Consider the following 15,961-nt stretch of genomic DNA (forward strand, 5'->3'; position numbering starts at 1 on the left):
GTCATCCGTTATCGGGATGTTAGGCCACCAATCTGCACATATCTAGCAGACCCTCGCCGAGGTTTGAATCCCCTAGTCGCTGCGGAGCAAATGTTCCTTCAGCGGACACAGGACACGGCGGAAACTCCTCTACGTAAAGATGATGCTCGACAGTCAATAGAGGTGATCCACGCCCTGCAAGGTATGGGGAACCAGCTGGCAGCCTACGACTTCCAACCTCCTCCCGGCGATCAACCGAGGCTGACTATTGGAGGTGTTGAGGTATCAGTCCGGATTGACTTGTTGGTGCATGGTACCACTCGGGGACGAACCCAGATTGGTGCGGCCATACTTCGCATGACCCAGGATGATGCTGAAACCGTGGATGCGCGGGAAAGGCGTCGGAATATGGGGCTGTACGTGGCCGCTCTGGCGCAGATGCATCTTGAGAGGAACTTCAACAACCTCACTCGCGAAGTGGCCTCGCGGCTCTGTATGTCGATTGATATCCAGCATGGGGAGGTCTTCGCTTCTCAGAACGCGAATGCCAGGCGTATGACCGACGTAGAGAATGCGTGCCGGTTCATCGCAGCGGTGTGGGACACCGTGTGACGCGCCTTTGCAAGGCGGGCGTCCCATTGAGGCGCATCTATGTGAACCATCGTGGCGGTGCTGGTGCAGCATCTCACATGGGCACGCCTTATATTAGATGGCCGCTAGGAGCGCGCGTCGCTCCTGCGACCTGGCTTCGTACAAGACGCTGAACCTTATGCGGCTCATATAGGCCTACTGCGGCACCATGAAGTCGAGTTTCGCGACCTGGGCGTTGCCTCAATGCAGGCGTACGAGATCACCGGCACCACCGCTGTGATGGTGATTTTCGATCCCATTGACGAGTTGGACTTCGGTGTCCGCGACCTGGTGATGCTGCAAGTCCGCCTCGGGAAATCCTGGGGGCGCTGGTGGTGGCTAATGCGCGAACCGACATAGCCGCCCAAAAAATCGCCACCGTGGATGCCCGGGTCTATCCGGTGTTTTAAGCGCCGGACCAATCGACGGCCATGGGACCCGTCCGGACACCAAAGTAGCCCCACGGTTTCCTACGGCAGGGGGCAGGGCACCCCCTAGGTTCAGTCCGGTAAATTCTGGCGAGACCTTTATGACATCACATGGCTGAATAACAACAAGAACAACAAACACCGAAGAAGGATTGAAAGTGATTCTTTGCGAAGGCCCTGGGGGTCATTTCACGATTTTTCGAGTATCTGTCGCATGATGACGCCTTTTTTCCTGCGAACTTCGAGATATGACATGACGTTGACCAACATTGCCCCGAGTGAGCATCATTCATTGTGTGCACTAACGTGACGTGTCCATAAAATGACTTCGCGGGGGCTTGGGGGATCACCAAGGTGACTGGTGGGGCGGCCGCCAGCATCTGCCGGGGCGTGTGCAGGATGGGCACAGTGTGCCAATAGGGCAAGGTCGTGTGACTCACTGGCGGATGGGCCGGGATGAGGCATTTAGGTGTGCCAATGAAGTGGTTTGACTATTTTGCCGCACATTGGTGCATAGGGCTTTAGACGACAACGCCGCACATTGAAGGACCACAGCATGTTCATCGGTTACGCCCGCACCAGCACCTTGGACCAGACGGCAGGACTGGACGCCCAGCGCCGCGACCTTCTAGCGGCAGGCGTGGAGGAAGCCCGGCTATACGTGGAGCAGGTTTCATCGGTGGACATCGCCAACCGGACGGAGCTGGCGGCGGCCCTGGACTACATCCGCGACGGTGATGTGTTGGTGGTCACGAAGCTGGACCGTCTGGCGCGTTCCGTGGCCCACCTGATGGAAATCGTCCAGGTGATCGAGGGCAAGGGCGCCGCGTTGCGCATCCTGGACTTGGGCGTGGACACCAGCACACCTACCGGCAAGTTGATGCTGACCATGTTGGGGGGTGTGGCCGAGTTTGAACGCTCGATCATGCTGGAACGCCAACGCGAGGGGATTGCCAAGGCTAAGGCGGCAGGCAAGTACCAGGGCCGGAAGCCGACTGCAAAGAACCAGGCGGACGATGTGGTGAGGATGTGGGGGGAGCGGCGCGGCGCCACAGAGATCGCCAAGGCGTTGGAGATGTCGCGCCGGAGCGTCTACCGCATCTTGGGGGAAGCCGGGGTGGACGTGAAGGCCGAGCGGTAAGCGGACGCGGGACACCAGTATGGACTGAGGGGGCGTCAGGGGTGACCTTGGCGCCCTTGTCGTATAGGTGCGGATAGTGCCGCATCCTTCCAGGGGGCCGTAGAGGGCCGTAGGAAGGGGCGTAGCGGGGAGCGCCAGGAAGCGCCAGACAGGCCCAGGACGGGCGGCGCGACACATGATGGATGATGGGATGGGCGTCGGGCTTCCTGGGGCAGTTGCCCATGGGCTTCCTGGCGCCTGTCCTCGGTGGTCTTAAGATACCTAGCGACACACCAGATGTAGTGCTGGCAGGGTCCCTTGACTAGATGTAGTGGGTCGGGGCCGCAAAACTGTTGTAGCGCCGTCAACCATTGTGTACGGTGCACGCCGAAACGCAAATGTGCCCGCCGGTGGCGAGCCTAAAAAGTATTTAACAATGTCACTGAACTGTCCGCAGTTATAGACGTGCAGATGGGGCGTGTCAAGCCCGACATCCATTATCCTGGTTGGATATTCGATGGGTGACGGAAAGGCGCAGGAACGCTGGAGTTTTCGAGTGAGGAGTACGGGCACGGTGGCAGGAAATTGGCAGGATGGAGGTTTTTTTCATGGTCGTGAGCACAGGGCCACCACAAGGGGATGCGTTCGATCAGGTCGCCCCCGCCCCGCTTCGCGGTACACCCCGTTCCTGGGGGATTGAGGAATTCGTTAAGGAAACTTAGGTGATATTAAGTAACCATTTGGTGACGTTGAGTTATCTTTAAGTCTGTACACATTTGGCAATTGGAGAACAGAACATTGAGTGAGAAAAAAGTAAGCATGAATAGTGATAGTGAGAGCGCGAACACAGATGGCGCCTCATGACGGCCACGGCATTACGCGTGATCGAAGGAGGCAAGCCCGCTGCGGTCCCTTTAAACACACCGTCAATGCCCGTTCAATCACCGTGGGTGACGAGCAAGGGACGCGTGGCGAAGTCCAACGAAGCCAACCACGTTCGGGCGCTGACCACGGTGGATGCGTTCGGTTGTACAGCGGTCTATCTGGATGACTTCACGGGGGAGCTTCGGCTGGGGGCGGCGGTGACGCTGGATGACCTGGAATGGCCCCAGGGCGCCCTTGTAGATGATGCGTTCGTGTCGTGCGTGATCACTACGATGCGTCTGAGGCGGTGGAGCGGCATCAAGGCAACCACCGTGTGGGACACGCTGGTCAGGATCGGTCGGAAGAACCGCCGCGACCCACTCAGGGATTTCCTGATGGACCTGACGTGGGACGGGCAAGAGCGTCTGGACCTATGGCTTGGCATGTGGGGCGGCGCCGACGACACCCCCCTGAACCGGGTGATTGGTCGGAAATGGCTGTGTGCTGCCGTAGGGCGGGTCATGACGCCCGGCTTGAAGTTTGACAGCGTATTGTTGATGCATGGGCGCAAGGGGCTGGGCAAGTCCACCGCGTTGAAGGTTATGGGCGGTGAGTGGTTCGCGGAAGCTCCCGCCCTGGGGCTGAGGGATGGCCGCAGCAACCACGCCATGCACGGCGCATGGATGGCTGAGGTGCCCGAGGTTGACCGTGTGGTGGCCACTGCCAGGGACGCGGCGGCTTTCAAGGCATGGATCACCAAAACGGAGGACCGGACAAAGCCGCCGTATGCGCGAACGTTCGTCAACATACCCAGGCGGTGGGTGCTTGCCGCGACAACCAACGAGACGGAATGGATGCATGATGTAGGCGGCGAGCGGCGATGGTGGCCCGTTGAGGTGATCCGTGAAGTTGACGTTGAGGGGCTGCGGGAAAACCGCGAGCAAATCCTGGCCGAGGCTGTAGCGAAGTGGCGGGACGAAGCGCTGTACATGGACCTTGCGGAAACCAGGGAGGCCCTGACGGTCGCCATGGGTGATCTTGCCGAGGACAACCCGCTTGCCGATCACGTTGGCCTATGGGTGGCCGATGAGACGCGCAGGGCCGCCCAGGAACCCGGTGGGGTGCTTGGGTTGATCCTGCGGATTGATGATGTGCCGCAGACGGAGGGCGTCAGGATCAGCCTGGGTTCCCCCAAGGCACGCAAGGTTGTCAAGGATGCACTGCGGGACTTGGGGATGGTCTCACGACGGCCCAAGGTAAGCGGCGTGAAAGGCCCCATGGAATGGCGCTGGCCGGACGAAATCACGTCTAATCGCGTCACCGGTCTATACCCCGAAACTGGCGGAAATCAGCCATTTTGACCCTTCTGGAAGATGGCTTCCCGCGTACACGTTGTTGGAAACCCTGATTTCACCTTGGGCCTTGGGCCTGCTTCACCAGACACCTGCCCTACCTTCGATTTTAAGAGAACGAGATGCCTCGCGATTACTCCCGCACCCCCAATGGCCGCGTCAAGATGGGCGCCACCAGCACCCGGCAACAGATGTGGCTCAGTCATAACACCAACTCAGGGGCCGAACTACGTGCCATCTTTGAACTGATCAAGCATGGTTGGCTTGACGTGGATTACGAGTCCGTCCGGCTGGACTATTACAACACGATTGAGAAGAAAATACGCAAGTGGAAACCTGACTTTCATCTGAAAGACCTTGGAAATACATTACTGGAAGTCAAGGGACAACTGACGTGGCACAAAGACCGCCAGAAACTACTTGATGTGCGCCACGATAACCCTGAGTGGACCATCATCATCTGTATGGACTCCAAGTATGAGTTGACAGGCACCCGAACGGGGGACGGATACGATGGGGTGTCGGCCCTGGATTGGGCCAATGCCCACGGGTTCATGATCACCACCACGGCCGAGTTAGGGAGCTTCCTGGAACGCCTGGGGCGTTGCCCTGATGAGGTGGCGGCGTGGGACCCGGACGAACCCGCCCCGCCAGCGCCAGAGGGCTTCACAGACACCGAATGGGCCGAGGTGTGGAAGGCCCGTAAACCCCCGGTGCCCGTGCTTGATCCACCTGACCCGGAGCTACTGGCGGCGTACCAGGACATGGCCGAACGGTATGAGCAATGGCGACAGCAAGAGACGAAACGGGCAGAGACACGGGAACGGTGGAAGGCGTCGGCGAAGCGGTACCGGGAAAGGAAGAAAGCGGAAGCGGAACTAGCGTTCATGACCGGTGAGGGGGCCGCCTGATGGCTTTCAAGCGCAAAGGTGTCCGCGTAGGCGCTCGCGTCATGTTCGATGGACGCAACGGCACCTCCCTGGCCACCGGAGTGGATGCCCACGGTAAGCTCCAGTTCGCCCCTATTGACCAATCTCCAGAGGCCAAATGGGAGCGCATGGAAGCCCGGTTCGCTTGGTTCAGGGAGGACACCGATATCAGGCGCGAGTACCGGGGCGGTGGTGCCCAATGATTGACCGCGCTACCGCCTACCGCCGCCACATAGCCGACGCTCTGGCCCACATCCTGGCCCATACACGCGACCTTCCGCCCATCACCGCGTCCGTTCTCACAGCCATGATGGTGGAGCTTCACGACCGACGCAACGCACCCCGCCCGGCACTGTCATTGGTGTCCGGCATGGCCGACATGGCGGCTTGACGATGGTGAAAACGACGGGATTTTTCACAGGGAACCGTTGGGAGGAAGCGGCCGGAAACTGGCAGAAACCCTGGACTTTCTGTGCATCCCGTCGTTTCCCCTAGGGGACGCCAGCCCGTCTTAGGGATCACAGTTGAATGTTGCTGTGATCGTATAAGCCATGCAACGTGCCTTCGCCCCGGTGTGCCTGAGTTTCAGGGGGCCGGGGCGATTACAGCGCAACGGGGTGGGCGCTGCCAAGAACGGGGGAAGTATGACCACGTGGATATTCCAAGCCAATCCAGACCGTTTCGACGTCGATGGCTTCTTGGCGACCCGACCGACCCGTTTCCGGTGGTCCGCTCAACAGCAGGCCGACCTAATGGCGATAGGCGATGACATCTATCTCTGGCGTGCGAAGGGGGCACGCGGAGTGGCCGCGATTGTCGCTAAGACCAAGATTGTCGAACTGCCGTCCATCGTCCCGGATGACGAAGCGTCCGTGCCGTTCTGGGCATCCGGCGAGATCAATGTGGCGGCGCCACGGGTTATGCTGGAATTGCTGCGTGTCGCCACCCCGGACGAGGCGCTGAAGGCGGATTGGTTGAGAGAAGACCCTGTGTTGCGGACGCTGGGCATTCTCGCGATGCCGAGGGCGACCAACTACCGGGTGACCACGGCGGAAGCCACGCGGCTGGATGCCCTATGGATGAACACGGGGCGACCCTGGAATCGTGGCGAGTCCCTGGGTGGGCTGGTGACGTACATCCGAACCAAGGGCGGAGAAATCTCGCGTCAACCGGGTTCGCCGGTTGTGGAGATGGCGCTTCGGATCGGCCGGGTTCCCACGGGAGTTTATAACAAGGTGATGAACTTCCGGGCGCTGGACCCCACGGACCCCCGTAAGGGCTTGTCTGGTGGCGGGGTGACGGATCGCCGGGTCTGGGATGAGTTTTTCGACCCTGCCGCACAGCGGATAAACGTTGACGCTGTGGAACGGGAGTTCGCCCGCCTCTGGGGCGACACCCACATGGTTCCCGCCAGCGCCAGGGAGGCGCATCAGCAGCTTGAGGACGCATCCCGTGAAGCAGAAGGCTTGGATCTATCCGACCTACTGACGCGTTACGATGCGCGCCGGAAAGGTCAGAGTTCCGCGAAACCTGCGGTAAGGGCGGTGGAGAGCAGGGCTTATGACCGTGATCCCTATGTGGTCGCCATCACCAAGAAGCAGGCAGGTCATCGCTGCGAGATTCCGGACTGCCCCCATCCATTGTTCGCGGGGCTGGATGGCCGCCCCTACGTCGAGGTCCATCACATACTGCCGCTTGCCGAAGGTGGTGTGGACACGCTGGAAAATGCCATCTGTTTATGTCCTGGCCACCATAAGGAGGCCCACTTCGGGCGAGAGGCCAGCAGTCTCCGACAGCTATTTCATGAAGTCAGACAGCGGAGGGCCTGAAGTGTCCGGAGCTTCTTCCCGTGGACGCGAACGAATCGGGACAGTGAAGTGTGAGCCGAGCCCCGTTCGTGCCCGCGCCTGGTACACAAGCTGGTACACAGACCTGGTACACACGGTGTCGCGAAACACCGCTTAAGTACTTGATTTTATTTATGGTGTGGGAAATGGTGTCCCCGGCGGGATTCGAACCCACGGCCCCAGGATTAGGAATCCTGTGCTCTATCCTGCTGAGCTACGGAGACGCCGGGGCGGGTTATAGCAGGTTTGGGCCGGATGCACAGCCCCGGGGCGCGCAGGGCACAGGCGTCCGGAAGTCAATCAGCCGACCAGCAGACTGACGATCAGAACCTCATCCACCAAGGGCTTGCCCACGGCCTCGTTGGCCACGTCCATGATGCGGCCCTTCAGGGCCTGGACGTCGGCGGTGTTCAGGCGGTTACGGGTCAGGTGGTCGACGGTCAGGGCTTCGGTCAATTCGCCATTGATGCGGGGCTTCAGGTTGGTGACCAGGTCCACGTCCTCATTCAGATGCTTGCTCATGCGCACGACCAGCATCACCTGCAGCCGGACGTAGGAGAAGCGGTCCTTCCCCGGCAGCAGCATGGGGTTCATCTTGATCTTGCGCAGCACCTCCGGATCTTCCGACTTCTGGCCGCCGCCCTCGCCGGCCCAGGCCGCCTGCGGCAGGGCCGCGGCAGCCGCCAGCGCCAGGAGGGCGGCGGCCAGTACCCCGCGCAGCGGGGCGCCGCAGCGGCGGTCACAGGGCAGGCGTTCGTCGTCGCGGGTCATTCCGGGGCGAGTTCCTATGGCCAGCCGTGAGGCTGGAACCGGGGTGAATACTGGGACGGCAACGGTTCACGGTTCAAAACCGGGCGGGTTATTCAGTCTAGCACGGGCGTTCCAGGAGGAAGCCCGAGTCTTATCCCACCTGGTATGCGGGATATTAGGACGCCTTCCTTAAGGCTTCCTTAGCGGGCGAACCTATCCAAAAGATGTGGATTTGCCCGCCTGTGCCGGTTGTACCGGGCCGCGACTCGGGGAAAAGCTTTCCCGGGGCCGCTCGACTATAAAAGTCAGGTTGACCTGACACGGAGATCGAGTCATGTATACCTGACAAAACGTCAGGAGATCATGACATCATGTCTGTCGCCGTACTCTTTCCGCCCGCCTCGCGGCGCTACATTCTCACCTCGGTCATCACCTCGGTCCTTTATGTCGTCTCCATCAAGGCCATCAGCTGGGGCCAATCGCAGCTGGGCGGGCCCTTGCTGTGGGGGGCGATCCTGGTGCCGGTGGGCTGCATCGCCGTGCAGCTGTGGGCGACGCTAAGGCTTATGACCCAGGTGGATGAATTCATGCGCGCGCTGCTGGCCCGGCGCTTCATCATCGCAGCCTGCCTGGCCTTCATCGTCGCCAGCGCCTGGGGCTTCCTGGAAACCTTCGCGCGGGTGGACCACCTGCCGGGCTACATGGTCTACGCCATCTTTTGGATGGCCTTCTGCATCGTCTCGCCCTTCATCCGGAGTACGCGCTGATGCGGAACACGTTGAAGGTCCTGCGGGCCGAGCGCGGTTGGACACAGAACGATCTGGGCGAGCGGCTGGGCGTGTCCCGCCAGGCGGTCAACGCCTTGGAGACGGAAAAGCACGACCCGTCGCTGGACCTGGCCTACCGTATCGCCGCGCTGTTCGGTCTGCCGGTGGAGGCCATCTTTCACAACCCCCACCGGCCGGCCGGTGCCTGATCTGACACCGGCATGAGATTTTGACTCATGCCGGTATAGGCCCCGACCGGGGACGCCGGAGAGTTCCGGGGAGCCGAAGGCGGACTGGAAATCGAGGACAAGGCAAGCGGTCGGATGGCCGTGCCCGCCGTTTGAGGGAACTATTCAAAGAGTCCCGCCTGGTAATCGCGGATGGCGGCGATGATATCTTCCCGGGTGTTCATGACGAAGGGGCCATGGGCCACCACCGGTTCGGCGATGGGCTCGCCATGGCCGAACAGCAGCACCGCATCCTCCCGCGCCGTGATCTCCACCGCGTCGCCCTCCAGGCTCAGTTCCACCAGGTGATGGGCGGGGGCGGTGCCGCCAGCCACGGAGACGTCGCCACGCACGACATAGAGGAAGATGGTACGGCCGGCGGCGCCGTCAAAGCGCACGGTGCCGCCGGCGGCCAAGGTCACCGTGCTCATGAACACGCCGGTAAGCGAGGTGACGGGGCCGCTCCCCCCGCCCCAGGTCCCAGAGATGAGGTTGACGGTGCCGCGCCCATCGGGGGTGGGCAGGGCCGGTATCGCGTCGCGCTGCAGGCCGGTATAGCCGGGCTCGGCGAACTTCAGCCGCGCCGGCAGGTTCACCCACAGCTGCAATATCTCCAGCGGCCCGCCCTTGCGGCGGAATTCGGCAGGCGACAGCTCCGAATGCACGACGCCGCGCCCGGCCGTCATCCATTGCACGCCGCCGGCCCTGATAACGCTTTCATGGCCGGCGCTGTCGGCGTGCGTCAGCTCCCCCTCCAGGATGAAGGTCACCGTCTCGAACCCCCGGTGGGGGTGGGGGCCGAAGGGCAGGCCGTTATTGTTGGGCGGATAGACCTGCGGCCCATGGTGGTTCAGGAACAGGAAGGGGCTCAGCTGCGGCAGGGCGGGGCCGGGCAGGGGACGGCGCGTCGTCAGGTCCGCGATGTCGTCGCGATAGGCCGCGTGCAGGCGTTTCAGGGTCTTCAGCGGGCTCATTGGCCGGTCCTTCCGGGGCAAATCTCACGGGGGCGCGGCATCGGCGCGCCCGTCATCGTCCTACGTCTAAGCGGTGGCGGGCTCGCGCGATAGGCCCCTGGGCGGCACAGACCGTTGCCGTTTCGGAACGATGGGCCGCATGGATGAGGGGTGGTTTTCGGGTTGACCCCGGCCCGGTCCTGACAGATGGTACCGCTATCATATGATTTATAAGAATCTCCAGGGGGAATACGGACCATGAAGACGCGCGGGCAGCCCATGCGGGGCGCCACACCGAAATCCATGCGGAATTACTGGGGCGGCTTGGCCTTCGGCTTGAGTGTCGCGGCCGTTGCCCTGACCGCGCCCGCCCTGGCGGCCACCCCGGCGAATGACGGCGGTGTGACCGCCCCTGTGGTGGTGGACCAGTCCAACAAGACCCAGGAACAGACCCTGGTGCTGGAGCCCTATGGCCCCAACATCGTCCGTGTCACCCTCAGCCTGAAGAAGGACGCCGCCCTGGCCGGGCCCGGCTATGGCATTATCCCCGGCGTCAACCCCGCCGGCTGGACGCAGGGCCAGGATGAGCGTGGCGACACCGTGCTGAAGTCCGGCCAGATGTCGGCCACCATCGTCGGCTGGCACCCGCCGCCGCATGCCGTGCCGGCGCAGCAGACCGCCGTGGACATTAGCCGCTATTTCGGCGGCACCACCAACGGTGCCCACATCCTGTTCAAGGACGCGGCGGGCAAGACCATCCTGGACTTCACCGGCTGGTCCATGGGCATTCCCAACTTCAAGGACGGCAACAGCCAGTTGCTGCACGACCGCCGGCCCACGGACGACCCGTTTTACACCGTGAACGGCGTCTTCGCCTCGCCGGCGGATGAGCATTACTACGGCCTGGGCCAGAACCAGGAGGGCTTCCTGGACCATCGCGGCCATGTGGTGCGCTGCTGGAACGACTACAACGCCTCGGGCGGGCAGAGCACCTGCGTGCCCTTCATGATCACCAACTACGGCTATGGCCTGCTGTGGGACAACCCGTCGAAGACGACGATCGAGCCCGGCTTCAACGAGGTCACCCGCTGGACGTCGGAGGTGGGCGACCGCGTCTCCTTCTTCGTCATCGCCGGCAAGACGCCGGATGAAATCTACGCCGGCTACCGCCAGCTGACCGGCGCCACCCCCATGCTGCCCAAGTCGGCCTACGGTTACATCCAGTCCAAGCAGCGCTATCGCTCGCAGCAAGAGGTGCTGGACGTGGCCAAGGGCTATCGCGAGCGCCACATCCCGGCCGACGTGCTGGTGGTGGACTGGTTCTACTACACCATCATGGGCCAGTTCGATTTCGTGCCGGAGCTGTGGCCGAACCCCAAGGCCATGAACAAGCAGCTGCACGACATGGGCTTCGAGACCATGATCAGCGTGTGGCCGCGCTTCACCTCCGACGGCCGCTACTATGACCTGCTGAAGAAGAACGGCTGGTTCCTGAGCCAGGCGGACGGCACGCCCACCAACGGCCTGCCCTATGACAAGGCCGGGTCGGACATCGACACCACCAACCCCGATGCCGCCAAGTGGTACTGGAACACCATCCGCGACACCATCCTGAGCCAGGGCTTCGACAGCCTGTGGTCGGATGAGACGGAGCCGGATTTGCCACCCAACGGCAGCTACTACCACATCGGGCCGGGCACGAAGTACTTCAACGTCTACCCGCTGTTCCACACCAGCGCGCTCTATGACGGCTTCCGCCGCGACTTCAAGGACAAGCGCACCGTCATCCTGTCCCGCGACGCCTATCTGGGCGTGCAGCGCAACGGCGCCATCGTCTGGTCGTCCGACATCACCCCCACCTGGGACGCCTTCAAGCGCCAGGTACCCACCGGCCTGGACTTCGCGGCCAGCGGCATCACCTACTGGAGCAACGACACCGGCGGCTGGCAATACCTGCCGGAGGAGCACAAGCCCGCCAAGGCGCCGCTGCTGGACCCGACGCCGGCGCGCGGCGTGGTCGGCGGCTATGACGACTATCCCGAGCTGTACACCCGCTGGTTCCAGTACGCGACCTTCCTGCCGGTGCTGCGCACCCACGGCAGCCGGCCGGCCAACGAGATCTGGTCCTATGGGCCCGACGCCCAGGCCATCTTGGAAAAGTACGTGAAGCTGCGCTACCAGCTGATCCCGTACATCTACTCCCTGGGCTACAAGACCTATAAGACCGGCGCGCCCTTCCTGCGGGCCCTGCCGTTGGACTTCCCCAACGACCCGGCCGTGACCGACATGCGCGACGAATACATGTTCGGCCCCGCCTTGCTGGTGGCCCCGGTGACGGAGCAGGGGGCGACGACCAGGCAGGTGTATTTGCCGGCGGGCGGCGACTGGTACGACTTCTGGACGGACAAGCGCTACGCCGGCGGCCAGACGGTGACGGCGGCGGCGCCCATCGACCGCATCCCGGTGTTTGTGAAGGCGGGGTCCATCCTGCCCCTGGGCTCCCCCATCGAGAACACGCACCAGAAGCAGGCCATCGCGAAGGTGAAGGTCTATCCGGGCGCCGATGGCCGCTTCACCCTGTTCCAGGACGACGGCTTCACCTACGCCTATGAGCAGGGTGGCGGCAAGGTCACCGAGCTGAGCTGGAGCGAGGCCGGCCACAGCCTGGGCCACACCGGCGCCAAGGGCTGGAGCGAGCCCGACGCCAAGGTGGTGGAGGTGGTGCAGGCCAAGTAAGCGGCCGGCACGTCAAAGCGTGAGGGAGGGGGCGGACAGGTGGCAGCCGCCCTTTCCTTTGAAGTTGTGACCCGCATCGTTGAAGCGGGGGCGGATTGACGGTTCAATGCCGGTCCCCCCGCCGACTGATGAGAAGCCCCGATGACCGACTTGTCCGCCTTCCCCATCACCCGCCGCTGGCCGGCCCAGCATCCCGACCGCATCCAGCTCTATGGGCTACCCACGCCCAACGGCGTGAAGGTCTCCATCATGCTGGAGGAGACCGGGCTGCCCTATGAGCCGCATCTCGTCAACATCATGCAGAACGAGAGCTGGACGCCGGAATTCCTGTCGCTGAACCCCAACGGCAAGATCCCGGCCATCATCGACCCCAACGGGCCGGAGGGCGCGCCCATCGCCCTGTTCGAGTCCGGCGCCATCCTGGTCTATCTGGCGGAAAAGACCGGCAAGTTCCTGCCCGCGGGTGCCACCGCCCGCTATGAGACCCTGCAATGGGTGTTCTTCCAGATGGCGGCCATCGGTCCCATGTTCGGCCAGGTGGGCTTCTTCCACAAATTCGCCGGCAAGGATTATGAGGATAAGCGTCCGCTGAAGCGCTACGCCGACGAATCCAAGCGCCTGCTGGGTGTGCTGGAGGGCCGCTTGGCGGACCGCCCCTGGATCATGGGCGATGAGTACACCATCGCCGACATCGCCTGCCTGGGCTGGGTGCGCAACTTGGTGGGCTTCTACGGCGCCGGCGAACTGGTGGACTACGCCAGCCTCAAGAACGTGCCCGCCTGGCTGGAACGCGGCCTGGCGCGCCCCGCAGTGCAGCGTGGCCTCGATATTCCGAAGCGGCCGGGGTGAGGGGATGGCCAAAGCCAGCCTCAGTTACTATCGGGGACGTTGGCCGGAAGAGGTCATTCCGAAGGGATGCCCTGAATGGCTGTACTACGAGGTTGATCGCCAGGCGGACATCGTCCTGCGCTACGTGGAAGTTTTCCCCGGTGGGTCGAGCAAGCGAAACAGCATTGCCTTGGAAGAGCAATGGGGTGCGCCATGCTTCTCCTTGGTTGGCGATTCCTTTGTTCAGACAATCGAACAGGGTGTATTGCAGCTCATCAGCCAAGACACGTTTGAAGCCCTATGGGAACAGGGCGTAAACACCCCATTTTGGGAGGTGGCAAAGCCTAAATAGCCTCCGCCTTCAGCGCCGCCCGCCAGTGGGCGGCGCGATCCTTCAGTTGGGCGCGGGCGAGGTAGGGGCTCTCCTCCGGCTCCAGCCGTTCCAGCACCTCGAAGGTGAAGGCGTCGGCGCCGTGGGCGGTCCAGGCGGCCTGCAGGCCCCGGTGGGTGTGGCCGCCGTGGCGCAGGCTGAACCACAGCCGGTTCCGGATGGTGTCCAGGGTCGGCGTGGGGCCCACCCACACTTTGTCCGGCAGGGCGGCGCAGCGCAGGGCGTAGATGCCGGGCTCATCCTCCCGCTTCTTATAGTCGGCGATGGCCGCTTTCCTGTCCTGGCCCTGCATGATGCGATCCTATTTCACCCGGGTGATATCTGGGTGACGATATAATACCCGGGTAAAATAAGATCAAGCGACAATGCCGCCCGGTCAGTCATCTGATGACGGATCGGCAATCGCCCGCATGATCCAGGTTACGGCATCTTGGACTGTGGCCCCTGACTTTTATGGGGGCCGCCCCATATCAGGCGTCTCCTTTCCCTTCATGGCCCGATCCCGGCGCGCACCGGGGCGGCCGGCGCCCCTAGCAGAAAGGGTCCTCCCCCCCATGTCCGCATCCCTCACCGGTTCCCCCACCGCCTTCATCGTCGGTGCCTCCCGTGGCCTGGGCCTGGCCCTGGCCCAGGAGTATCTGAGCCGTGGCTGGCAGGTCATCGCCACCGTCCGCCCCGGCGCCGAGCCCGGACCCCTGCATGAGCTGGCCGGTGAAGCCCAGGGCCGCCTGACGGTGGAGACGGTGGACATCGTCCATGCCGACCAGATCGCGGCCTTGCGCCGGCGCCTGGAGGGCAGCCGGGTCGATGTGCTGTTCGTCAACGCCGGCGTCACCAACAACCCGGAAGAGACCATCGGCGGGGTGTCGACCGAGGAATTCGTCCGCGTCCAGGTGACCAACGCCCTGGCGCCCATGCGCTGTGTCGAGGTGCTGGGCCAGTTGGTGACGCCCAAGGGCACCATCGCCGTCATGTCCTCCGGCCTGGGCAGCGTGGCCAACAACGTCAGTGGCGGGTGGGAGGTGTATCGCGCCAGCAAGGCGGCGCTGAACACCCTCATGCGCTCCTACGCCGCCCGGCAGCCGGCGCACGGCCGTACCCTGCTGGTCATCGCCCCCGGCTGGGTGCGCACCGACATGGGTGGGCCGGCCGCCAGCCTGGACGTGTCCGAAAGCATTCCCCGCGTCATCGACGTGGTGACCGCCCAGGCCGGCAAGCCCGGCCTGCAGTACCTGGATTATCGGGGCGCCACCGTTCCGTGGTGAGCTATCCGTCGAGGAGTATGAAAGCATGAGCAAGGTCGCATTCCTGGGCCTGGGCGCCATGGGCGCCCGCATGGCCGCGAACCTGGTCAAGGCGGGGCACGCCGTCACGGTGTGGAACCGCTCCCCCGCCGCAACGGCGGACCTGACAGCGCTCGGCGCCACCACCGCCCCCAACCCGCGCGCGGCCGCGGCCGGGGCGGACTTCGTCATCACCATGGTGGCCGACGATACGGCGTCCCGGGCCGTGTGGCTGGATGACAAGGCGAGCGCGCTGGCCGGCCTGGACAAGGACGCCGTCGCCGTCGAGTGCAGCACCGTCTCCCCCGCCTGGGCCGCCCAGCTGGCGGCGGCGGTGACCGCCACCGGGGCGGCCTTCCTGGAGGCACCGGTGGTGGGCAGCCTGCCCCAGGCGCAGGATGGCAAGCTGATCGTCCTGGCCGGGGGTGAGCGCGATGCCTTCGACCGGGCGCAGCCGGTGCTGGCGCCCCTGGCGGCGGCCGTCCGCCACGTCGGCCCGGTGGGCCGGGGTGCCGCCATGAAGCTGGCGGTGAACGGCCTGCTGGGCATCCAGCTGGCCGCCTGGGCGGAGATGATGGGTTTCCTGGACAGGGCCGGTTTCGACGGTGCCGCCGCCCTGGATGTCCTGACCACCCTGCCCGTGGCCAGCCCGGCCGCCGCCGGCTATGCCCGCATGATGCAGGCCGGCGACTTCGCCGTGCGCTTCCCGGTGGACCTGATGGCCAAGGACTTCCGCTACGCCACCCAGGCGGCGGACGCGCTGAAGGCCGACACCCCCGTGGCGGACGCGGCCCTGTCTGTCCTGGAGCGCGCGCGGGAGGCCGGCCACGGCGCCGAGAACGTCTCCGCCCTCATCCGTCTCTACACCGGCGGCTGA

18 protein-coding genes and 1 tRNA gene are annotated in these 15,961 nt (G+C 63.6%); 15 read left to right on the forward strand and 4 right to left on the reverse strand.

The features are described from left to right. The first annotated feature begins 336 nt into the window (after nt 1-336). From FBZ89_RS31455 to FBZ89_RS30710, 8 genes are all read left to right on the forward strand, one after another. Nucleotides 337-591: a hypothetical protein gene (locus tag FBZ89_RS31455; protein WP_246172067.1), complete on the forward strand. Its 255-nt coding sequence runs from the start codon at nt 337-339 to the stop codon at nt 589-591. A 222-nt stretch (nt 592-813) separates the two neighbouring features. Continuing rightward, the gene (locus tag FBZ89_RS30705; protein ID WP_186457221.1) at nt 814-969 is read left to right on the forward strand and encodes a hypothetical protein; all 156 of its coding nucleotides are present in this window, start codon (nt 814-816) and stop codon (nt 967-969) included. Nucleotides 970-1,593: 624 nt separating this feature from the next. Further along, nucleotides 1,594-2,178, forward strand: a complete 585-nt coding sequence (locus tag FBZ89_RS06380) for a recombinase family protein (protein ID WP_145749178.1) — start codon at nt 1,594-1,596, stop codon at nt 2,176-2,178. A gap of 839 nt (nt 2,179-3,017) precedes the next feature. Continuing rightward, nucleotides 3,018-4,382: a VapE domain-containing protein gene (locus tag FBZ89_RS06385; protein ID WP_145749179.1), complete on the forward strand. Its 1,365-nt coding sequence runs from the start codon at nt 3,018-3,020 to the stop codon at nt 4,380-4,382. 113 nt (nt 4,383-4,495) lie between these two features. After that, nucleotides 4,496-5,284, forward strand: coding sequence for a PDDEXK family nuclease (locus tag FBZ89_RS06390; RefSeq protein WP_145749180.1), 789 nt, complete (start codon nt 4,496-4,498; stop codon nt 5,282-5,284). After that, entirely contained in the window at nt 5,284-5,505 is a 222-nt protein-coding gene (locus tag FBZ89_RS06395) for a hypothetical protein (RefSeq protein ID WP_145749181.1), read from the forward strand. Before FBZ89_RS06390 ends, FBZ89_RS06395 begins: the two co-directional genes overlap by 1 nt. After that, nucleotides 5,502-5,693: a hypothetical protein gene (locus FBZ89_RS06400; RefSeq protein ID WP_145749182.1), complete on the forward strand. Its 192-nt coding sequence runs from the start codon at nt 5,502-5,504 to the stop codon at nt 5,691-5,693. Before FBZ89_RS06395 ends, FBZ89_RS06400 begins: the two co-directional genes overlap by 4 nt. A 253-nt stretch (nt 5,694-5,946) precedes the next feature. Then, nucleotides 5,947-7,131: an HNH endonuclease gene (locus FBZ89_RS30710; RefSeq protein WP_211115127.1), complete on the forward strand. Its 1,185-nt coding sequence runs from the start codon at nt 5,947-5,949 to the stop codon at nt 7,129-7,131. Nucleotides 7,132-7,296: 165 nt separating this feature from the next. Here the strand turns inward: FBZ89_RS30710 and FBZ89_RS06410 are convergent. After that, nucleotides 7,297-7,373: transfer RNA gene (locus FBZ89_RS06410), tRNA-Arg, on the reverse strand. A 76-nt stretch (nt 7,374-7,449) separates the two neighbouring features. Then, nucleotides 7,450-7,920 (reverse strand): hypothetical protein, encoded by a 471-nt coding sequence (locus FBZ89_RS06415; protein ID WP_145749184.1) that lies wholly within the window; start codon nt 7,918-7,920, stop codon nt 7,450-7,452. Between the two features lie 350 nt (nt 7,921-8,270). Between FBZ89_RS06415 and FBZ89_RS06420 the strand changes: the two genes are divergently transcribed. Together FBZ89_RS06420 and FBZ89_RS06425 are read left to right on the forward strand one after the other, a co-directional pair. Further along, the gene (locus FBZ89_RS06420) at nt 8,271-8,666 is read left to right on the forward strand and encodes a hypothetical protein (RefSeq protein WP_145749185.1); all 396 of its coding nucleotides are present in this window, start codon (nt 8,271-8,273) and stop codon (nt 8,664-8,666) included. Next, nucleotides 8,666-8,875: a helix-turn-helix transcriptional regulator gene (locus tag FBZ89_RS06425; protein WP_145749186.1), complete on the forward strand. Its 210-nt coding sequence runs from the start codon at nt 8,666-8,668 to the stop codon at nt 8,873-8,875. The genes FBZ89_RS06420 and FBZ89_RS06425 overlap by 1 nt, the downstream gene beginning before the upstream one ends. A gap of 140 nt (nt 8,876-9,015) precedes the next feature. Here FBZ89_RS06425 and FBZ89_RS06430 read toward each other — a convergent pair whose 3' ends face one another. After that, nucleotides 9,016-9,867 carry a pirin family protein gene (locus FBZ89_RS06430; RefSeq protein ID WP_145749187.1) on the reverse strand — a complete coding sequence of 284 codons (852 nt, stop codon included), beginning with the start codon at nt 9,865-9,867 and terminating at the stop codon, nt 9,016-9,018. Between the two features lie 237 nt (nt 9,868-10,104). Here FBZ89_RS06430 and FBZ89_RS06435 point away from each other — a divergent pair, with 237 nt between their 5' ends. The 3 genes from FBZ89_RS06435 (at nt 10,105) to FBZ89_RS06445 (ending at nt 13,762) form a co-directional block, all read left to right on the forward strand. Next, nucleotides 10,105-12,582, forward strand: a complete 2,478-nt coding sequence (locus tag FBZ89_RS06435; protein WP_145749188.1) for a glycoside hydrolase family 31 protein — start codon at nt 10,105-10,107, stop codon at nt 12,580-12,582. A 141-nt stretch (nt 12,583-12,723) separates the two neighbouring features. Continuing rightward, complete coding sequence (locus tag FBZ89_RS06440) at nt 12,724-13,431, forward strand: glutathione S-transferase N-terminal domain-containing protein (protein ID WP_145749189.1); 708 nt, start codon at nt 12,724-12,726, stop codon at nt 13,429-13,431. Between the two features lie 4 nt (nt 13,432-13,435). Next, nucleotides 13,436-13,762, forward strand: a complete 327-nt coding sequence (locus FBZ89_RS06445; RefSeq protein ID WP_145749190.1) for a hypothetical protein — start codon at nt 13,436-13,438, stop codon at nt 13,760-13,762. Here the strand turns inward: FBZ89_RS06445 and FBZ89_RS06450 are convergent. After that, entirely contained in the window at nt 13,755-14,093 is a 339-nt protein-coding gene (locus FBZ89_RS06450; RefSeq protein ID WP_145749191.1) for a GIY-YIG nuclease family protein, read from the reverse strand. The two genes, FBZ89_RS06445 and FBZ89_RS06450, sit on opposite strands and share 8 nt — an antisense overlap. Nucleotides 14,094-14,355: 262 nt before the next feature. Between FBZ89_RS06450 and FBZ89_RS06455 the strand changes: the two genes are divergently transcribed. Together FBZ89_RS06455 and FBZ89_RS06460 are read left to right on the forward strand one after the other, a co-directional pair. Beyond that, a complete protein-coding gene (locus FBZ89_RS06455) occupies nt 14,356-15,066 on the forward strand; it encodes an SDR family NAD(P)-dependent oxidoreductase (protein ID WP_145749192.1) in 711 nt (236 codons plus the stop codon). A gap of 25 nt (nt 15,067-15,091) precedes the next feature. After that, nucleotides 15,092-15,961: an NAD(P)-dependent oxidoreductase gene (locus tag FBZ89_RS06460; protein WP_145749193.1), complete on the forward strand. Its 870-nt coding sequence runs from the start codon at nt 15,092-15,094 to the stop codon at nt 15,959-15,961.

Origin of the sequence: Nitrospirillum amazonense, assembly GCF_007828045.1 — a bacterium.
Lineage (GTDB): Bacteria > Pseudomonadota > Alphaproteobacteria > Azospirillales > Azospirillaceae > Nitrospirillum > Nitrospirillum amazonense_C.

Excerpts from the sequence above, each read along its gene's own strand:
- FBZ89_RS31455 (WP_246172067.1), top strand. The coding sequence starts at position 337 with ATGACCCAGGATGATGCTGAAACCGTGGATGCGCGGGAAAGGCGTCGG.
- FBZ89_RS30705 (WP_186457221.1), top strand. The coding sequence starts at position 814 with ATGCAGGCGTACGAGATCACCGGCACCACCGCTGTGATGGTGATTTTC.
- FBZ89_RS06380 (WP_145749178.1), top strand. The coding sequence starts at position 1,594 with ATGTTCATCGGTTACGCCCGCACCAGCACCTTGGACCAGACGGCAGGA.
- FBZ89_RS06385 (WP_145749179.1), top strand. The coding sequence starts at position 3,018 with ATGACGGCCACGGCATTACGCGTGATCGAAGGAGGCAAGCCCGCTGCG.
- FBZ89_RS06390 (WP_145749180.1), top strand. The coding sequence starts at position 4,496 with ATGCCTCGCGATTACTCCCGCACCCCCAATGGCCGCGTCAAGATGGGC.
- FBZ89_RS06395 (WP_145749181.1), top strand. The coding sequence starts at position 5,284 with ATGGCTTTCAAGCGCAAAGGTGTCCGCGTAGGCGCTCGCGTCATGTTC.
- FBZ89_RS06400 (WP_145749182.1), top strand. The coding sequence starts at position 5,502 with ATGATTGACCGCGCTACCGCCTACCGCCGCCACATAGCCGACGCTCTG.
- FBZ89_RS30710 (WP_211115127.1), top strand. The coding sequence starts at position 5,947 with ATGACCACGTGGATATTCCAAGCCAATCCAGACCGTTTCGACGTCGAT.
- FBZ89_RS06415 (WP_145749184.1), bottom strand. The coding sequence starts at position 7,920 with ATGACCCGCGACGACGAACGCCTGCCCTGTGACCGCCGCTGCGGCGCC.
- FBZ89_RS06420 (WP_145749185.1), top strand. The coding sequence starts at position 8,271 with ATGTCTGTCGCCGTACTCTTTCCGCCCGCCTCGCGGCGCTACATTCTC.
- FBZ89_RS06425 (WP_145749186.1), top strand. The coding sequence starts at position 8,666 with ATGCGGAACACGTTGAAGGTCCTGCGGGCCGAGCGCGGTTGGACACAG.
- FBZ89_RS06430 (WP_145749187.1), bottom strand. The coding sequence starts at position 9,867 with ATGAGCCCGCTGAAGACCCTGAAACGCCTGCACGCGGCCTATCGCGAC.
- FBZ89_RS06435 (WP_145749188.1), top strand. The coding sequence starts at position 10,105 with ATGAAGACGCGCGGGCAGCCCATGCGGGGCGCCACACCGAAATCCATG.
- FBZ89_RS06440 (WP_145749189.1), top strand. The coding sequence starts at position 12,724 with ATGACCGACTTGTCCGCCTTCCCCATCACCCGCCGCTGGCCGGCCCAG.
- FBZ89_RS06445 (WP_145749190.1), top strand. The coding sequence starts at position 13,436 with ATGGCCAAAGCCAGCCTCAGTTACTATCGGGGACGTTGGCCGGAAGAG.
- FBZ89_RS06450 (WP_145749191.1), bottom strand. The coding sequence starts at position 14,093 with ATGCAGGGCCAGGACAGGAAAGCGGCCATCGCCGACTATAAGAAGCGG.
- FBZ89_RS06455 (WP_145749192.1), top strand. The coding sequence starts at position 14,356 with ATGTCCGCATCCCTCACCGGTTCCCCCACCGCCTTCATCGTCGGTGCC.
- FBZ89_RS06460 (WP_145749193.1), top strand. The coding sequence starts at position 15,092 with ATGAGCAAGGTCGCATTCCTGGGCCTGGGCGCCATGGGCGCCCGCATG.